Raw genomic sequence first — 15,790 nt, forward strand, 5'->3', positions numbered from 1 at the left:
TCGCCCCACGGGAGACCGCCCCCGGGGCCCGTACCCTGCGCTCGGAACGGGACCCCGGGGACTTCCGCCCCCATCACTCAGAGTGAGCGAAAGGGGCTCGTATGATCAGTGGTGCAGCGACCTGAGCGCCTTACCGACGAGTACGGCTCGGTCCGCCGCCGCCGGCAGGTGTTCGAGGCCGAAGCCGAGGAGCACCGTGTTACGCGTAGTCACCGAGGCGTAGGACTTGAACAGCTCGCCGGACCGGGCCCAATCGCCCGGCACCGCGGGACTTCCGGCAGGTGCGCCCTGGGCGGTCCAGGCGCCCAGGGAGGTCTCGAACCCCTCCACGGCCTGCTCGGCTCCCCCGACGACGACGCGTGCGTCGTCCGCGAAGAGGCCGCGGCCGCCGGAGCCGCCGTCCGAGACGTAGGAGAGGGAGACCTCGACGGTCTTGCCCGCGTACGCGCTCAGGTCGAAGGCGACCTGCTTCCAGCCGTCGGAGGACCCGGTGAAGCTGTTCCACTGGCCGCTCGTGCCACTGGCGGTGCAGCCGGCGCTGTCGAGGGTCAGGTAGTGCTTCAGGAAGGGGTGGCCGTTGACGTAGAACCCGGCCTCGCACTCCGTCGGGACGGCGTTGCCGCTCAGACCGCCCGCCTCGGGCAGCGTGGTCCAGTCCTCGGCGCCGGTGGTGTGCGCCTCCAGGATCGCGTGGTCGTAGCCCTCCTCGGTGTTCCAGTTGAGGGCCATCTTGAGCTGCGGCTTGTCGGCGGCGGTGACCTTGGTCAGGTCGATGGTGCGGGTCAGCCGCTTCCACTCGTCGTCCTCGTGGGTGGCCGCGGCCATCCCCGTGCCGGAGTAGGGGGCGTACGGGTTCACGACCCCGGCGTACTGGCCGGCCTGCGCGCTCTTGAACTGAGGGAACTGCGCCGCCGGCAGGGAGTCGGAGGTGACCGCGTACGAACCGGGGGCGTTGAACGGGTTGCCCGCCGCGTCGCCCAGGCCGCCCTTGGCGCCGGTGAGGGCACCCGTACCGGTGAAGCCCTTCGCGCCGCCGGCACTCGTACGGCTGTAGGCGCCGAGGTAGTACTGGCTGAAGTCGTTCGTCACGGCACGGCCGACCTGGGCGTTGCCGCCCGCCAGCTCACCGGCCTCGACCAGCTTGCCGCCCTCGTTGAGGAAGTCCCGTACGGCGAGCTGGGTGTCACCGCCGGGGGTCTTGGCGCCGGTGTAGTGGACGGCCGTGCGGAAGTGGGAGAGCACGCCGAGGTGGTGCGGGGCGCCCTGCGTGGCCACGTCCCAGACCGCCGCGGACTTGCCGTTGGCGCGCAGGGCGTCGACGTACTCCTGCGCGTGCTGGGCCTTGGCGCCCTCCTCCGCGATCACCAGCACGTCGGCGCGCGGCCGCTCGGCCACCGTGTACGTGAAGTGCGCGCTGGAGACCTGCTTGCCGGAGCCGCCGCGGCCGGTGAACCAGACCTCGACCTTGTCGCCGGGCCTGGCGCCGTCGACCTCGGCCCGGTACTCGTCGAACCAGTTGTTGTCGTCGCCGCCGTAGACGTCGCCGCCCTTCCAGGCCTTGAGCCCGTCGTCGTGCGTGCGGCCGCCGTTGATGCGGAACTTGAGCTGCTTGTCCTTCAGCGCCTTGCGGGCGGTGACGGAGACCGTCTGGTCCTCGCCCTTGGCCGCGTAGGAGGTGGTGAAGGGGTCCGGGGTGAAGTCGGCGGCGCTCAGGCCGACGGAGGACTTCGGCTGGTCCGGGTGGGCGGCGCTCTCGCCGACCGCGAGGGCGAAGGGGACGTTCTTCGCGAACTCCGCCTGGATGAGCTTCTCGTCGTCCGGGAAGTTGAAGCCGGACTGGCAGTCCTCGGGCTTCCACCGGTCATCGGGGTCGCTCACCGACGCCGTCTGGCAGGTGGTCATCTCCGGCGTGAACATCATGACGCCGTTGACGTTCGCGGCGTGGCCGTCGGCCTCGCCGTTGGTGGTGTAGAGCTCGGAGGAGATCTGCGGGTAGTAGCCCGGGATCGCGGAGTTCTCCGGGGTGCCGGCGAGCGCCTTGTAGGCGACGTCGTCCGGGGTGGGGGTGGCCACCTGCCAGCCCACGCCGTAGAGCAGCAGCTCGGAGGCGGAGTGGTAGTTGATGGCGTACTTGAAGCCGATGCGCTTCTCGAACCTGTCGAGGGCGACGGTCTCCGGCTCGGAGGAGGGCTTGGTGCCCCGGAAGGTCTCGCTCGACTGGTTCGGCGAGGAACCCTCGTTGTCGTAGCCCCACTTGTAGGCGAAGTTCCGGTTGAGGTCGACGCCGTCACCAGTGGTGATCTTGCCGTCGCCGTTGTTGTCGCGCAGGTTCTTGCGCCACAGCCGGTCGCCGTCCGGGGAGTGCGTGTAGTCGTACCCGTCCGGGTTGGCGGACAGCAGGAACCACAGCTCGGTGGAGTCCACCAGCTTGGTGATCCGCTGGTCCTTGCCGTAGTTGTCGAGGGTGTGGTGCATCAGCCGCCGGGTCATCTCGGGGGTGATCCACTCGCGCGCGTGCTGGTTGGACATGTAGAGCACGGACGGCTTGGCGCCGTCCCTGGTGGTGCGGGCGTTCTTGGTGACCTTCAGGGCCAGGATGTCCTTGCCCTGGACGGTCTTGCCGATGGAGACCACCTTGGCGAGGCCGGGGCTGGCCTGGGCCGTCTTGAGGATCTCCTCCTGGAGCCCGCCCTTTCCGCTGTACGGGCGGAAGACCCCGTCGCCGGCGGTCTGGGTACGGGCCGCGTTCGCCGGGACCCTGTGCTCGAGCTTGACGCCCTGGCCGGCGAGCTCCTTGGCCTGGGCGCCGGTGAGGAAGAGCTCGACCTTGGCGGTCCCGGTCTCCGGGGCGCGCTCGGTGAGCTCGTGGGCGTCCTGGCCCGCGGCGAGGAGCAGCGGTACCTGCTCCTTGGTGACGTCCGCGTCGTAGACCCGCACCTCGTCGGCGCCGGGTGAGGCGTCTGCGGCGGGCTGGGCGTGGGCCGCCGGGAGGGCGGCCAGTGTGGTTCCGATGACGAGTGCGCTTGCGGCGAGGATCGATCTCGCGCGGTGCCTCATGTGCCCCCCTGGGCGTCGTCTGCCACGAAAGCCTTCGGACGACAGGCTCACGATCAAGGGATGCTCATGTCAATGGGGCGTGTCTCAAAGGGGCCCGCACGTGTGACGTGCGGGCCCCTTTGAGACGTACGGCGCGAGGCGTACGGGGGATCTCCCGGCGGAGCCGGGGCCTCAGCCGGCCATGTTGTCGGCCAGGTCCTCGCTCAGGTTGGACTCGGTGCCGGGGATGCCCAGGTCCTGCGCCCGCTTGTCGGCCATCGCCAGCAGGCGGCGGATCCGGCCCGCGACCGCGTCCTTCGTCAGCGGCGGGTCGGCGAGCGCGCCCAGCTCCTCCAGGGAGGCCTGCTTGTGCTCCATGCGCAGCCGGCCGGCCGCCGCGAGGTGCTCGGGGACCTCCTCGCCGAGGATCTCCAGCGCGCGCTGGACCCGGGCGCCGGCGGCCACCGCGGCCCGCGCCGAACGGCGCAGGTTGGCGTCGTCGAAGTTGGCGAGGCGGTTGGCGGTGGCGCGGACCTCGCGCCGCATCCGCCGCTCCTCCCAGGCCAGCACCGACTCGTGGGCGCCGAGACGGGTCAGCAGGGCGCCGATCGCGTCCCCGTCGCGGACCACGACCCGGTCCACGCCGCGCACCTCGCGCGCCTTGGCGGCGATGGAGAGCCGGCGCGCGGCACCCACCAGGGCCAGGGCGGCCTCCGGACCCGGGCAGGTCACCTCCAGGGAGGAGGACCGGCCCGGCTCGGTGAGCGAGCCGTGGGCCAGGAAGGCGCCGCGCCAGGCCGCCTCCGCGTCACAGGTGGCCCCGGAGACCACCTGCGGGGGAAGACCCCGGATGGGGCGGCCGCGGCCGTCCACGAGGCCCGTCTGGCGTGCCAGCTGGTCACCGCCGGCCACGACCCGGACCACGTACCGGCTGCCGCGGCGCAGTCCGCCGGGCGCCATGACGACCAGGTCCGAGGAATGGCCGAAGATCTCCAGGATGTCCTTGCGCAGGCGCCGGGCAGCGATCCCGGTGTCCAGCTCCGCCTCGATGACGATCCGCCCGCTCACCAGGTGCAGCCCGCCCGCGAACCGAAGAATCGCCGAGACCTCCGCCTTCCTGCAGCAGGTCCGGGTGACGGGGAGCCGGGAGATCTCATCCTTCACCGCTGGCGTCATCGCCATGGGCCGATCCTTCCATGCATCCGAAAAATACGGTCGTACGCGGCGGCGAGCAGCTCCGGGTCGTGCTTCGGAGAGCCGTCTTCCCTGGCCACCGGCGCCAGCTCGACCGCGGCACCGAACCGTTTTGCGGCATCGGCGAGGGACTCGCGGTCGGGCACGGCGGCCTCGTCGGCCAGCACCACGTCCAGGGCGAGTTTAGGGGCGTGTCGGGCCAAAACCTCCAAATGACGCTGCGGAGAGAAGCCCTCTGTTTCGCCGGGCTGCGGCGCGAGGTTCAGCGAGAGGACCCTGCGGGCCTTGGTCTCGATCAGCGCGTCGAGCAGTTCCGGCACCAGCAGGTGCGGAATCACGGACGAGAACCACGACCCGGGGCCGAGGACCACCCAGTCCGCGTCCAGGACCGCGGCGACGGCCTCCGGCACGGCCGGCGGATCCCCGGGCACGACCTGTACGGAGAGCACCTCGCCGGGGGTGGTGGCCACCGTGGCCTGCCCCCGCACGGTGTCGACCTCGCCCGGGCGGGCGGGGTCGTGGCCGCGGACCAGGGCCTGCAGCTCCAGCGGCACCGCCGACATCGGCAGCACCCGGCCCTGCGCGCCCAGCAGCTTCCCGACCAGGTCGAGCGCCTGGACCGGGTCGCCGAGCTGTTCCCACAGGGCGACGATCAGCAGGTTGCCGACCGCGTGCCCGTGCAGGTCGCCCTCGGACTGGAAGCGGTGCTGGATGACGCGGGCCCAGGTCTGGCCCCAGTCGTCGTCGCCGCACAGCGCCGCCAGCGCCTTGCGCAGGTCGCCGGGGGGCAGCACGCCGAGCTCCTCCCGGAGCCGGCCGCTGGAGCCGCCGTCGTCGGCGACGGTGACGACGGCGGTGAGCTCGCCGGTGATCCGGCGCAGGGCTGCCAGGGAGGCCGACAGGCCCATGCCGCCGCCGAGGGCGACGACCTTGGGTGCGACCACTCTGGGGGCCGCGCCGCGGCGCAGCCCGGTGCGGCCCGCGCCGTCCTCGTCCCGCCCCGAGGTGAGGCGGCGCAGGCGGCGCAGCCGCAGGGTCCGTCCGGTCACTCGCGCCCCATGTCCCGGTGGACTACGACGGTCTCGACTCCCTCGGAGGCGAGGCGGGCAGCGAGCTTCTCGGACATGGCCACGCTGCGGTGCTTGCCGCCGGTGCAGCCGACCGCGATGGTCACGTACCGCTTGCCCTCGCGGCGGTAGCCGGTGGCGATGAGCTGGAGCAGCTCGGTGTAGCGGTCGAGGAACTCCTTGGCGCCGGGCTGGCTGAAGACGTAGCCCGACACCTCCGGGTTGAGGCCGGTGAAGGGCCGCAGCTCGGGGACCCAGTGCGGGTTCGGGATGAAGCGGCAGTCGACGACGAGGTCGGCGTCGACGGGCAGGCCGTACTTGTAGCCGAAGGACATGACGGTCGCCCGCAGCTCGGGCTCCTCGTCGCCCGCGAACTGGGCGTCCATCTTCGCGCGCAGCTCGTGCACGTTCAGGCTGGAGGTGTCGATGACCAGGTCGGCGTCGCCGCGCAGCTCGCGCAGCAGGTCGCGCTCGGCGGCGATGCCGTCGGTGATGCGGCCGTCGCCCTGGAGGGGGTGCGGGCGGCGGACCGACTCGAAGCGGCGGACCAGGGCGTCGTCGGAGGACTCCAGGAAGACGATGCGCCGGGTGACGCCCTTGCTGTCGAGGTCGGAGAGGGACTCGCGCAGGGCGTCGAAGAACTGGCGGCCGCGGACGTCGACGACGACGGCGATGCGCGCCACGTTGCCCTGCGAGCGGGCGCCGAGCTCCACCATGGTGGGGATCAGCGCGGGCGGGAGGTTGTCGACGACGAACCAGCCGAGGTCCTCGAGACACTTGGCCGCCGTACTGCGCCCGGCCCCGGACATGCCGGAGATGATCACCAGCTCGGGGATGGCCGCCTCGGCGGTATCTCCGGGCTCCACTGTCGTGCCCGTACTCACCTGTGCTCCGTCTCGGTCGTGCTCGGTCGTGTGGTCGGTCATCTGCTCGGCCGTCTCGCCGCTCGTCTGGTCGGTCTCGCGCTCGGTCATTGCTCGGTCCCCCGTTCGGACGATGTCCCCCGGCTGCCGCCGGGAGGTGCCCCCACCCGCGGGGGCGGGGTCTCATCCTCAATGATCTCTCCTGTCGCCGTGTTGACGGCAGGACCGGCGGGAAGCGACCGGGCGAGCGCCGCGGCCACGGTCTCGGCCGTCTTGCGGCCTATGCCCGGGACCTCGCAGATCTGGTCGATTGTCGCCTGTCTCAGCTTCTTCACCGAACCGAAGTGCTTGACCAGCGCCTGCCTGCGGCTTTCGCCGAGTCCGGGCACTTCGTCGAGCGGACCCGCCTTGAGCCGTTTCCCGCGCTTGTTCCGCTGGTACTGGATCGCGAAGCGGTGGGCTTCGTCACGCACCCGCTGGAGCAGGTAGAGCCCTTCGCTGGTGCGGGGCAGCACCACCGGGTCGTCCTCCCCGGGCAGCCAGACCTCCTCCAGCCGCTTCGCCAGCCCGCAGACGGCCACGTCGTCGATGCCGAGCTCCTCCAGGGCCCGCTTGGCGGCGGCCACCTGCGGCTGCCCGCCGTCGACCACGACGAGCTGCGGCGGGTAGGCGAAGCGCTTCGGGCGCCCGTCGTCCTCGGCGAGGGGGTTCTCCCCCTCCTCCCCGTCCTCCGGGGACCACTCGCCGGTCTTCAGCTTCTCCTGGAGGTAGCGGCGGAAGCGGCGCGAGACCACCTCGTGCATGGACCGGACGTCGTCCTGCCCCTCGAACGATTTGATCGCGAAGCGCCTGTACTCGCTCTTCCTCGCCAGCCCGTCCTCGAAGACGACCATCGAGGCCACCACGTCGTCGCCCTGGAGGTGCGAGATGTCGAAGCACTCGATGCGCAGCGGCGCACTGTCCAGGTCGAGGGCCTCGGCGATCTCCTCCAGGGCCCGGGAGCGGGTGGTGAGGTCGCTGGCGCGCTTGGTCTTGTGCAGGGCCAGGGACTGCAGCGCGTTGCGGTGGACGGTCTCCATCAGGGCCTTCTTGTCCCCGCGCTGCGGGATGCGCAGGCTGACCAGGGAGCCGCGCCGCTCGGCGAGCCACTCGCCCAGCGCGTGCGCGTCCTCGGGCAGGGCCGGGACCAGCACCTCCTTGGGCACCGCCTCGCCGCTCTCCTCCCCGTAGAGCTGCTGGAGCGCGTGCTCGACGAGGCCGGCGGTGTCCACGGCCTCGACCTTGTCGGTGACCCAGCCGCGCTGCCCGCGCACGCGCCCGCCGCGGACGTGGAAGATCTGCACCGCCGCTTCGAGCTCGTCCTCGGCGACGGCGACGAGGTCGGCGTCCGTGGCATCGGCGAGGACGACGGCGTTCTTCTCCATGGCCCGGCGCAGCGCCCCTATGTCGTCGCGCAGCCGGGCGGCCTTCTCGTACTCCATCTCCTCGGCGGCCTCGTGCATCTGCCGCTCCAGGCGGGACAGGTACGTACCGGTCCGCCCGGCCATGAAGTCGCAGAAGTCCTCGGCGAGTTCGCGGTGCTCGTCGGGGGTGACCCGGCCGACGCAGGGAGCGGAGCACTTGCCGATGTAGCCGAGCAGGCAGGGCCGGCCGATCTGGGCGGACCGCTTGAACACCCCGGCGGAGCAGGTCCGTACCGGGAACACCCGCAGCATGAGGTCGACGGTCTCGCGGATCGCCCAGGCGTGCCCGTAGGGCCCGAAGTACCGCACGCCCTTCTTCTTGGGCCCCCGCATGACCTGGACCCTCGGATACTCCTCGTTCATCGTCACGGCGAGGGAGGGGTAGCTCTTGTCGTCCCGGTACTTGACGTTGAACCGGGGGTCGTACTCCTTGATCCAGGAGTACTCGAGCTGGAGCGCCTCGACCTCGGTGGAGACGACGGTCCACTCGACGGAGGCGGCGGTGGTCACCATGGTGGCGGTACGGGGATGCAGCCCGGCGAGGTCCTGGAAGTAGCTGGCCAGCCGCTGCCGCAGGCTCTTGGCCTTCCCGACGTAGATCACCCGGCGGTGCTCGTCGCGGAATCGGTAGACCCCCGGGGAGTCGGGAATCTGCCCCGGCGCGGGACGGTAGCTGGAAGGGTCGGCCATGCCGCCCACCCTACTTGCGGGGGCTGACAAGACACCCCCGCAGGGCCCGGGCGGCCGGCGCGGCGCCCGGGCCCCGGCGGGCGGGTCCGGTCAGGCCGGGGACCGGCCCCGCCGCGACCGCCGTACGGCGAACACGCCGGCCGCGGCCAGGGCGAGGCCCCCCGCGACGCCCCCGGCCGCCACCGGCGCACCGGCAGCGGTACCGGCACCCGTGCCGGCGGCGCCCCCGGCTTCGGCGGCGGCTTCCGCGTACCCGCCGGCCTCGCCCTTCTTCGCGTAGGCCGAGCCGGGCAGCTTGCCCCCGTACGCCTTGGCCACCCGCGCCCGGTACGCGGCCAGCGTCACGCCGCCCGCTCCGACGGCGCGCTCGGCGTCCTCGTCCAGCGGCAGCACCCGGTCCCCCGCCGCGACGTACCAGGCGTCGATCTGGGGCTCCCGGAAGACCGTGCCGCCCGGCAGTTTCGCGGCGCCCAGCTGCGCGTAGCGGAATTCGTCGTCGCCGGTCGCGATGTTCACGACCTGCCAGCCCGCCGCGGTCCGGGCGGTCCACAGGGCGGCCCGCTGCCCGTCGGAGGAGACCGCCTCGCTGGCGAGGAACTCCAGCCGGGCGACGCCCGCCCCGGCCCGGCCCGCCACGAAGTCCGGGGAGAGGTGGTTCACCGGTACCGGCTCGCCCTCGATCCGCGGCCGGGCCGCGTCGAGCGTGACCTTGCCCTCGCGGGCGAAGAAGCGGGACAGCGTGGCCAGGGTGTCGGGGGCGGCCGCGGCCTGCGCCGCCGCGGCCTTCGACTCGGCGGTGACGGCCGCCGGCTGCGGCACGGGGGCCGCCGCGGCCTGCGGAGCCAGGAGGAGGACGGTGCAGGCCGCGAGGACCGCGGCGGCGGGGTGGACGCGCTTGTGCATGGTGCTCACGCCCCGATCCGGTAGAGCGAGTGGGTCCAGGAGAAGGTGCTGTTGTCCACGTACCAGGCGTGCGAGGCCCAGTTGTAGCGGTCGCTCGACGGCCACGGATCGCCCCAGTAGACCCAGCTGTTGGCGGTGTCGTAGCCGTAGACGACGTGCATGTGGCCGCCGCCGCTGGACCACTGGATCCGGGTCTCGACCGGCCGGCCCGCGTCGATCTCGCCCTGCACGGTGGTGTAGCGCAGCCAGCCGTTGACGTACGAACCGGAGTTGATGCCGGCCCAGTCCAGGGCGGTCTGGACGTTGCCGAGCGTGGCCTGGTTGTTGGGGCAGTCGTAGCCCTGCTGACGGTTGAAGGCGGCGTTGCAGAACTGGTTCTGCGTGTAGTTCCGGCCGAACCAGGTCGCGATGGTGTTGCCGCTCGCGGCCCAGCACCAGTTGGTCTTCGCTTGCGCCTGCATGGTGATGTTCAGTCGCCTGGAGGCGAGGGCGGACTCGGCGGCGGCACCGCTCGTGGGGGTGGCGGTGACGGAGCCTGCGGCGGCATCGACGGCGGTGGCGGTGCCGGTGGGCAGGGTGAAGAGCACTGCGGTGAGGACGGCGGCCAGGGAAAGCCGCCGCCGGATTCGGTTGCGCATCGCGTTCCTCCCGTGTGGGGATCTCCCCGGTGGGGCGGGGAGGGTGGGGATCGGAGGAGCGCGTCCGGACGCTGCTGAGGAGCATCAGGGTGTTGTCGCGATCAGGTCAACAGGCTTCAATACGCCGTGACATTGCTGTGTGAACGGCGGGACCGCAGTGTGAACGACTGCCGTCCTTTCACCTGGACCCCGGGCGCCACCGGCGAACCCTCCCGCCCCACCGCGCGTGAATGTTCACAGGAGGAGCCGTCATGCCGTCGACCGGGGAGAGCACACGGGCCGGTACGCGAGCGGGCGCGCAGGCGAGCGCGCAGGAGCTGGGACAGCTGTTGCGCGCCGGCCCCTTCCACCTCGCCCTGCGTGCCGCGCTCACCGCCCGCGGCCTCCCCCTGCACCGCGTACAGCACCGGCTCGCGGCCCGCGGCATCAAGCTCGGCGTGACCAGCCTCAGCTACTGGCAGCAGGGCGCCCGCCGGCCGAGCCGCCCCGAGTCCCTGAAGGCCGTGGGGGCGCTGGAGCAGATCCTGGAACTGTCCGAGGGGACCCTGCTGCGACTGCTGGCCGCTCCCGAGGGCGCCGGGTCGCAGGCCGTCCGCCCGCCGGCCCGCTCCTACCGGGCCCTGGTCAGCGTCGGCGCGGCCGTGGAAGGGCTGCTGGCCGGGATGGAACTGCCCGCCGACGGCGGCCTGCACACCGTCGGCCACCACGAGCGGGTACGGATCGGGGCGGGCGGCGAACTGCTCGGCCGCGAGTCGCAGCACGTCGTACGGGCCCACCGCGACGGGGTCGACCGGTACCTCGCCGTCCACCACGGCGACCCCGGCTGCGACCCGGCCGCAGTCCGCGTACGGGCGGACGAGAACTGCCGGACCGGACGCGTCCGCTGGCACCCCGAGGCCGAGGTGCTGGTCGCCGAGCTGCTCTTCGACGCCCGGCTGCGCGCCGGGGACACGTACGTCTTCGGCTACGGCTTCGAGGACGGGACCGGCGGCCGCTGCACCGAGTACGTGCGCGGGTTCAGCTACAGCGGCGGACAGTACGTGCTCCAGGTCCGCTTCGACGAGGCGGCGCTTCCGGTGCGGTGCCGGCGGTTCAGCCGGTCCGGCCCGGGGGCCCCGCGCGGCGGCCTGGCGGACCTGACGCCCAGCGGGCGCCACCGCGCCGTGCACCTGGTCGAGCCGGAGGTGCGGCGCGGGCTGCTGGGCATCGCCTGGGACTGGGCCTGACGCCCCTGTCCGCGCGCCGCGTCAGCCCGCGATGAGCTTGCCGCCCTCGGCCTTGACCGGGACGGCGGGCAGCGGGTCGGTGGCCGGGCCGCGCAGCACCTTGCCGGTCGTCACGTCGAAGCGGCTGCCGTGGCAGGGGCAGTTGCCCTCGCCGTCGTCGATCTTGTCCAGAACGCAGCCGGCGTGCGTGCACTGGGCGCTGAACGCCTTGTACTGGCCCTCCGCCGGGCAGCTGACGACCAGCTTCTTCTCCCGGAACAGCTTCGACCCGCCGACCGGGACCTCGGAGACGGCGCCGAGCTCCACCGGGGCGGCCGGGACCGCCGGGGAGCCGGAGCCGCTGTTGCCCTCGGTGGAGCAGGCCGCGAGCGCGGCCCCGCCACCGACGGCCCCGACGATCGCGGCGGCGCCCTTGAGGACGGTACGGCGGGCGGCGGGCTGCGACGCGGACATGCGGTTCTCCTGGCCTGGGGGCTGGTGCCGGTGACTCTGGTGCTTCTGGTGTTTCCGGCGCTTCTGGCGTCGCCGGTGCTTCTGGTGTTTCGGGTGCCTCTGGTGGGCCCCCCGACGATACCGCTGCCCGGTTCCGGCGCCCGATGGGATACCTTCCCCCGCGTGATCGTCGTCGGTGGAGAAGCCCTGATCGACCTCGTGCCCGTGGCGCAGCCGCCGGGTGCGCTCGTGCCGCGGCCGGGCGGGGGGCCGTACAACACCGCGCTGGCGCTGGGCCGGCTCGGTGCGCGGACCGCCTTCTGCTCCCGGGTCTCGGCGGACGGCTTCGGCGAGAGCCTGCTCGACGGGCTGCGTGCGGCCGGGGTGGACCTCTCGCTGGTGCAGCGCGGGCCGGAGCCCACCACCCTCGCCGTGCCCTCGCTGGCCCCGGACGGCTCGGCGGCGTACCGCTTCTACGTGGAGGGCACGGCCGACCGGCTGTTCACCCTGCCCCGGGCACTGCCCGCGGGTACCCGGGCCCTGGCGCTCGGCACCTGCTCCCTCGCGCTGGAGCCGGGCGCGAGCGCGTACGAGGCCCTGTTGCGCCGGGAGTCCGGGCGCGGGCTGCTGACCCTGCTGGACCCCAACATCCGCCCGGCGCTGATCGGGGATCCGACGGCCTACCGGGCCCGGTTCCTGGGCTGGCTGCCGTACGTCTCCGTCCTCAAGCTGTCGGAGGAGGACGCCCGGTGGCTGGGCGGGCGGGTCTCGGACTGGCTGGCGGCCGGGCCCTCGGCGGTGGTGCTCACCCGGGGTGCGCAGGGGCTGTCGGTCCGGACCCGCGAGGGTGCGCAGTACGAGGTGCCGGCCCGCCGGGTCGAGGTGGCGGACACGATCGGGGCGGGCGACACGGTCAACGCGGCCCTGCTGCACCGCCTGTCGGCTCTCCCGGCCGGCGATCCGGTGGACTGGCCGGCGGTCCTCGCCTACGCGGCCCACGCGGCGGCGCTGACCTGCACGAGGGCGGGTGCGGAACCCCCGTACGCGGCGGAGCTCAGCGGATAGCGGCCCACGAGGTGCGGGTCCCTGCCGGGGCGGCCGGGACCCGCTCCGCGCGGTGCTCAGGCCTTGCGGGCCCGGGGCGTCGCCTTCTTCGCGGCGGCCTTCTTGGCCGGGGCCGCCGTCTTCTTGGCGGCCGCCCGCTTGGCAGGGGCCTTCTTCGGCGGGGCCACGAGCGAGGCGGCGTCCGAGACCCGCTCCGCGCCCAGGATGTCCCGAAGGAACTTGCCGGTGTGGCTCGCGCCCACCGAGGCGACCTGCTCCGGCGTGCCCTCGGCCACCACGAGGCCGCCCCCGTAGCCGCCCTCGGGGCCCATGTCGATGACCCAGTCCGCGGTCTTGACGACGTCCAGGTTGTGCTCGATGACGATCACCGAGTTCCCCTTGTCCACCAGCCCCGACAGCACCTTGATCAGCTTCGAGATGTCCTCGAAGTGCAGACCCGTCGTCGGCTCGTCCAGCACGTACACCGTCCGGCCCGTCGACCGCTTCTGCAGCTCCGACGCCAGCTTCACGCGCTGCGCCTCACCACCCGAGAGCGTGGGCGCCGACTGGCCGAGCCGGACGTACCCGAGCCCCACCTCGTTCAGCGTCTTCAGGTGCCGCGCGATCGTCGGCACCGCCTCGAAGAAGCCCAGAGCCTCCTCGATCGGCATGTTCAGGACTTCGGCGATCGACTTGCCCTTGTAATGGACCTCCAGCGTCTCCCGGTTGTACCGGTCTCCGTGGCAGACCTCGCACGGGACGTACACGTCCGGCAGGAAGTTCATCTCGATCTTGATCGTGCCGTCGCCGGAGCAGTTCTCGCACCGGCCGCCCTTCACGTTGAAGGAGAAGCGGCCCGGCAGGTAGCCGCGCACCTTCGCCTCCATCGTCTCGGCGAAGAGCTTGCGCACGTGGTCGAAGACGCCCGTGTACGTCGCCGGGTTGGACCGCGGGGTCCGGCCGATCGGCGACTGGTCGACGTGCACGACCTTGTCGACGAGGTCGTCCCCGTCCACCCGCGTGTGCCGTCCCGGCACCGACCGGGCGCCGTTCAGCTCGCGCGCCAGGTGCGTGTACAGGATGTCGTTGACCAGCGTCGACTTGCCCGATCCCGATACGCCCGTGACCGCCGTGAGCACGCCCAGCGGGAAGGACACGTCGATGTCCCGCAGGTTGTTCTCCTTGGCGCCGTGCACGGTCAGCTTCCGCTCCCCGTTCACGGGACGGCGGATGTCCGGCACCGGGATGGAACGCTTCCCGGACAGGTACTGCCCGGTCATCGACTCGGAGTTCTTCAGCAGCTCCTTCAGCGAGCCGCTGTGCACGACCTTGCCGCCGTGCTCACCGGCGCCCGGGCCGATGTCCACGACCCAGTCGGCCACCTTGATGGTGTCCTCGTCGTGCTCGACGACGATGAGCGTGTTGCCCATGTCCCGCAGCCGCACCAGCGTCTCGATCAGCCGGTGGTTGTCCCGCTGGTGGAGGCCGATGGACGGCTCGTCCAGTACGTACAGCACGCCCACGAGACCGGAGCCGATCTGCGTGGCCAGCCGGATGCGCTGGGCCTCACCGCCCGACAGGGTGCCGGCGGCGCGGTTCAGCGAGAGGTAGTCCAGGCCGACGTCGACGAGGAAGCGCAGCCGCTCGTTGACCTCCTTCAGGACCCGTTCGGCGATCTTCTTGTCGCGGGCGTCGAGCCGCATCCGCCCCAGGAAGTCCGCGCACTCGCTGATCGACATCGCGGCGACCTCGGCGATGGACTTCTCCATCACCGTCACCGCGAGCACGATCGGCTTGAGCCGGGTGCCCTCACAGGTCGGGCAGGGCACCTCGCGCATGTAGCCCTCGAAGCGCTCGCGGCTGGCGTCGCTCTCGGACTCCGCGTGCCGGCGCTTGACGAACGGCACGGCGCCCTCGAAGGCCGTCGTGTACGCCCGCTCCCGGCCGTACCGGTTGCGGTAGCGGACCTCGATCTGCGTCTTGTGCCCGTACAGCAGGGCCTTCTTCGCCCGCTGCGGCAGCCCGGCCCAGGGGATGTCCGTACGGAAGCCCAGTTCGCCGGCGAGCGCGCCGATCAGCCGCTGGAAGTAGTCCTTGGTGTGGCCGAGGGACCACGGCGAGACCGCTCCCTCGTCGAGGGACTTGTCCTCGTCGGGGACGATCAGCTCCGGGTCCACCTCCATGCGCGTGCCGATGCCGGTGCACTCGGGGCAGGCGCCGAAGGGGGAGTTGAAGGAGAAGGAACGCGGCTCCAGCTCCTCGAACGACAGGTCGTCGTACGGGCAGTAGAGGTGCTCGGAATACATCCGCTCACGCTCGGGGTCGTCCTCGGCGAGGTCGACGAAGTCCAGGATCACCATGCCGCCGGAGAGGCCGAGGGCGGTCTCCACCGAGTCGGTGAGCCGGCGCTTGGCGCTCTCCTTGACGGTGAGGCGGTCGATGACCACCTCGATCGTGTGCTTCTCCTGCTTCTTCAGCGTGGGCGGCTCGGAGAGCTGGATGGTCTCCCCGTCCACCCGCGCCCGGCTGTAGCCCTTGGTCTGGAGGTCGGAGAAGAGGTCGACGAACTCGCCCTTGCGCTCGCGCACCAGCGGCGAGAGCACCTGGAAGCGGCTGCCCTCGGGGAGGGCGAGCACCTTGTCGACGATCGCCTGCGGCGACTGGCGGGAGATCGGGCGGCGGCACTCGGGGCAGTGGGGCTTGCCGATGCGCGCGAAGAGGAGGCGGAGGTAGTCGTAGACCTCGGTGATGGTGCCGACCGTCGAGCGCGGGTTGCGCGAGGTCGACTTCTGGTCGATCGAGACGGCCGGCGAGAGCCCCTCGATGAAGTCCACATCGGGCTTGTCCATCTGCCCCAGGAACTGGCGGGCGTACGACGAGAGCGACTCGACGTAGCGGCGCTGGCCCTCGGCGAAGATCGTGTCGAAGGCCAGGGAGGACTTGCCCGACCCGGAAAGTCCGGTGAAGACGATGAGTGAGTCGCGGGGCAGGTCGAGCGAGACGTTCTTGAGGTTGTGCTCGCGAGCGCCACGAACGATGAGACGGTCGGTCACGCCGGTCCGCACCTTTCTTGAGAGAGCGGGGGCACGGGGCCCCCGACTGTCCAGCGTACGGCTGGCTGGGTGGGCGCCTCTGCGATGGAGAAGAGCTTGGACTTCGAGCGTATAGCACGCGCATTCGATTTACGGCACTCGGCAGACGGGTTCACCCGTTCGTGTGGCCGGGGGTCGGCGG

At 72.0% G+C, this 15,790-nt stretch carries 11 protein-coding genes; 2 read left to right on the forward strand and 9 right to left on the reverse strand.

Going from position 1 to position 15,790, the window contains the following annotated elements:
• Positions 1 to 105: 105 nt before the first annotated feature.
• The 7 genes from ACFY1T_RS26120 to ACFY1T_RS26150 form a co-directional block, all read right to left on the reverse strand.
• Complete coding sequence (locus ACFY1T_RS26120; RefSeq protein ID WP_390790322.1) at positions 106 to 3,057, reverse strand: M14 family zinc carboxypeptidase; 2,952 nt, start codon at positions 3,055 to 3,057, stop codon at positions 106 to 108.
• 171 nt (positions 3,058 to 3,228) lie between these two features.
• Positions 3,229 to 4,218, reverse strand: coding sequence for a DNA-binding protein WhiA (whiA, locus tag ACFY1T_RS26125; RefSeq protein WP_030160342.1), 990 nt, complete (start codon positions 4,216 to 4,218; stop codon positions 3,229 to 3,231).
• Positions 4,209 to 5,279, reverse strand: a complete 1,071-nt coding sequence (gene yvcK, locus ACFY1T_RS26130; RefSeq protein WP_030858945.1) for a uridine diphosphate-N-acetylglucosamine-binding protein YvcK — start codon at positions 5,277 to 5,279, stop codon at positions 4,209 to 4,211. Before yvcK ends, whiA begins: the two co-directional genes overlap by 10 nt.
• Complete coding sequence (gene rapZ, locus ACFY1T_RS26135; protein ID WP_030858943.1) at positions 5,276 to 6,223, reverse strand: RNase adapter RapZ; 948 nt, start codon at positions 6,221 to 6,223, stop codon at positions 5,276 to 5,278. Before rapZ ends, yvcK begins: the two co-directional genes overlap by 4 nt.
• 44 nt (positions 6,224 to 6,267) lie before the next feature.
• Positions 6,268 to 8,313, reverse strand: coding sequence for an excinuclease ABC subunit UvrC (gene uvrC, locus ACFY1T_RS26140; protein WP_390790323.1), 2,046 nt, complete (start codon positions 8,311 to 8,313; stop codon positions 6,268 to 6,270).
• Positions 8,314 to 8,403: 90 nt separating this feature from the next.
• A complete protein-coding gene (locus ACFY1T_RS26145; protein ID WP_390790365.1) occupies positions 8,404 to 9,216 on the reverse strand; it encodes a hypothetical protein in 813 nt (270 codons plus the stop codon).
• 5 nt (positions 9,217 to 9,221) lie between these two features.
• On the reverse strand, positions 9,222 to 9,854 hold the full coding sequence (locus ACFY1T_RS26150) for a papain-like cysteine protease family protein (RefSeq protein WP_390790324.1): 633 nt from the start codon (positions 9,852 to 9,854) through the stop codon (positions 9,222 to 9,224).
• 251 nt (positions 9,855 to 10,105) lie between these two features.
• Between ACFY1T_RS26150 and ACFY1T_RS26155 the strand changes: the two genes are divergently transcribed.
• Entirely contained in the window at positions 10,106 to 11,080 is a 975-nt protein-coding gene (locus ACFY1T_RS26155) for a hypothetical protein (RefSeq protein WP_390790325.1), read from the forward strand.
• A gap of 21 nt (positions 11,081 to 11,101) precedes the next feature.
• On the opposite strand, the gene ACFY1T_RS26160 is transcribed toward ACFY1T_RS26155, so the two are convergent.
• On the reverse strand, positions 11,102 to 11,533 hold the full coding sequence (locus tag ACFY1T_RS26160; RefSeq protein ID WP_030858934.1) for a Rieske (2Fe-2S) protein: 432 nt from the start codon (positions 11,531 to 11,533) through the stop codon (positions 11,102 to 11,104).
• 162 nt (positions 11,534 to 11,695) lie between these two features.
• Between ACFY1T_RS26160 and ACFY1T_RS26165 the strand changes: the two genes are divergently transcribed.
• On the forward strand, positions 11,696 to 12,577 hold the full coding sequence (locus ACFY1T_RS26165; RefSeq protein ID WP_390790326.1) for a carbohydrate kinase: 882 nt from the start codon (positions 11,696 to 11,698) through the stop codon (positions 12,575 to 12,577).
• A gap of 56 nt (positions 12,578 to 12,633) precedes the next feature.
• Here ACFY1T_RS26165 and uvrA read toward each other — a convergent pair whose 3' ends face one another.
• The gene (gene uvrA / locus ACFY1T_RS26170) at positions 12,634 to 15,609 is read right to left on the reverse strand and encodes an excinuclease ABC subunit UvrA (RefSeq protein ID WP_390790327.1); all 2,976 of its coding nucleotides are present in this window, start codon (positions 15,607 to 15,609) and stop codon (positions 12,634 to 12,636) included.
• Between the last annotated feature and the right edge of the window lie 181 nt (positions 15,610 to 15,790).

The sequence above is a fragment of the Streptomyces sp. NPDC001194 genome, assembly GCF_042896985.1.
GTDB lineage: Bacteria > Actinomycetota > Actinomycetes > Streptomycetales > Streptomycetaceae > Streptomyces.

What these genes read in the sequence shown, in the direction of transcription:
- ACFY1T_RS26120 (WP_390790322.1), bottom strand. Translation starts at nt 3,057, where the DNA reads ATGAGGCACCGCGCGAGATCGATCCTCGCCGCAAGCGCACTCGTCATC.
- whiA (WP_030160342.1), bottom strand. Translation starts at nt 4,218, where the DNA reads ATGGCGATGACGCCAGCGGTGAAGGATGAGATCTCCCGGCTCCCCGTC.
- rapZ (WP_030858943.1), bottom strand. Translation starts at nt 6,223, where the DNA reads ATGACCGACCACACGACCGAGCACGACCGAGACGGAGCACAGGTGAGT.
- uvrC (WP_390790323.1), bottom strand. Translation starts at nt 8,313, where the DNA reads ATGGCCGACCCTTCCAGCTACCGTCCCGCGCCGGGGCAGATTCCCGAC.
- ACFY1T_RS26145 (WP_390790365.1), bottom strand. Translation starts at nt 9,216, where the DNA reads ATGCACAAGCGCGTCCACCCCGCCGCCGCGGTCCTCGCGGCCTGCACC.
- ACFY1T_RS26150 (WP_390790324.1), bottom strand. Translation starts at nt 9,854, where the DNA reads ATGCGCAACCGAATCCGGCGGCGGCTTTCCCTGGCCGCCGTCCTCACC.
- ACFY1T_RS26155 (WP_390790325.1), top strand. Translation starts at nt 10,106, where the DNA reads ATGCCGTCGACCGGGGAGAGCACACGGGCCGGTACGCGAGCGGGCGCG.
- ACFY1T_RS26160 (WP_030858934.1), bottom strand. Translation starts at nt 11,533, where the DNA reads ATGTCCGCGTCGCAGCCCGCCGCCCGCCGTACCGTCCTCAAGGGCGCC.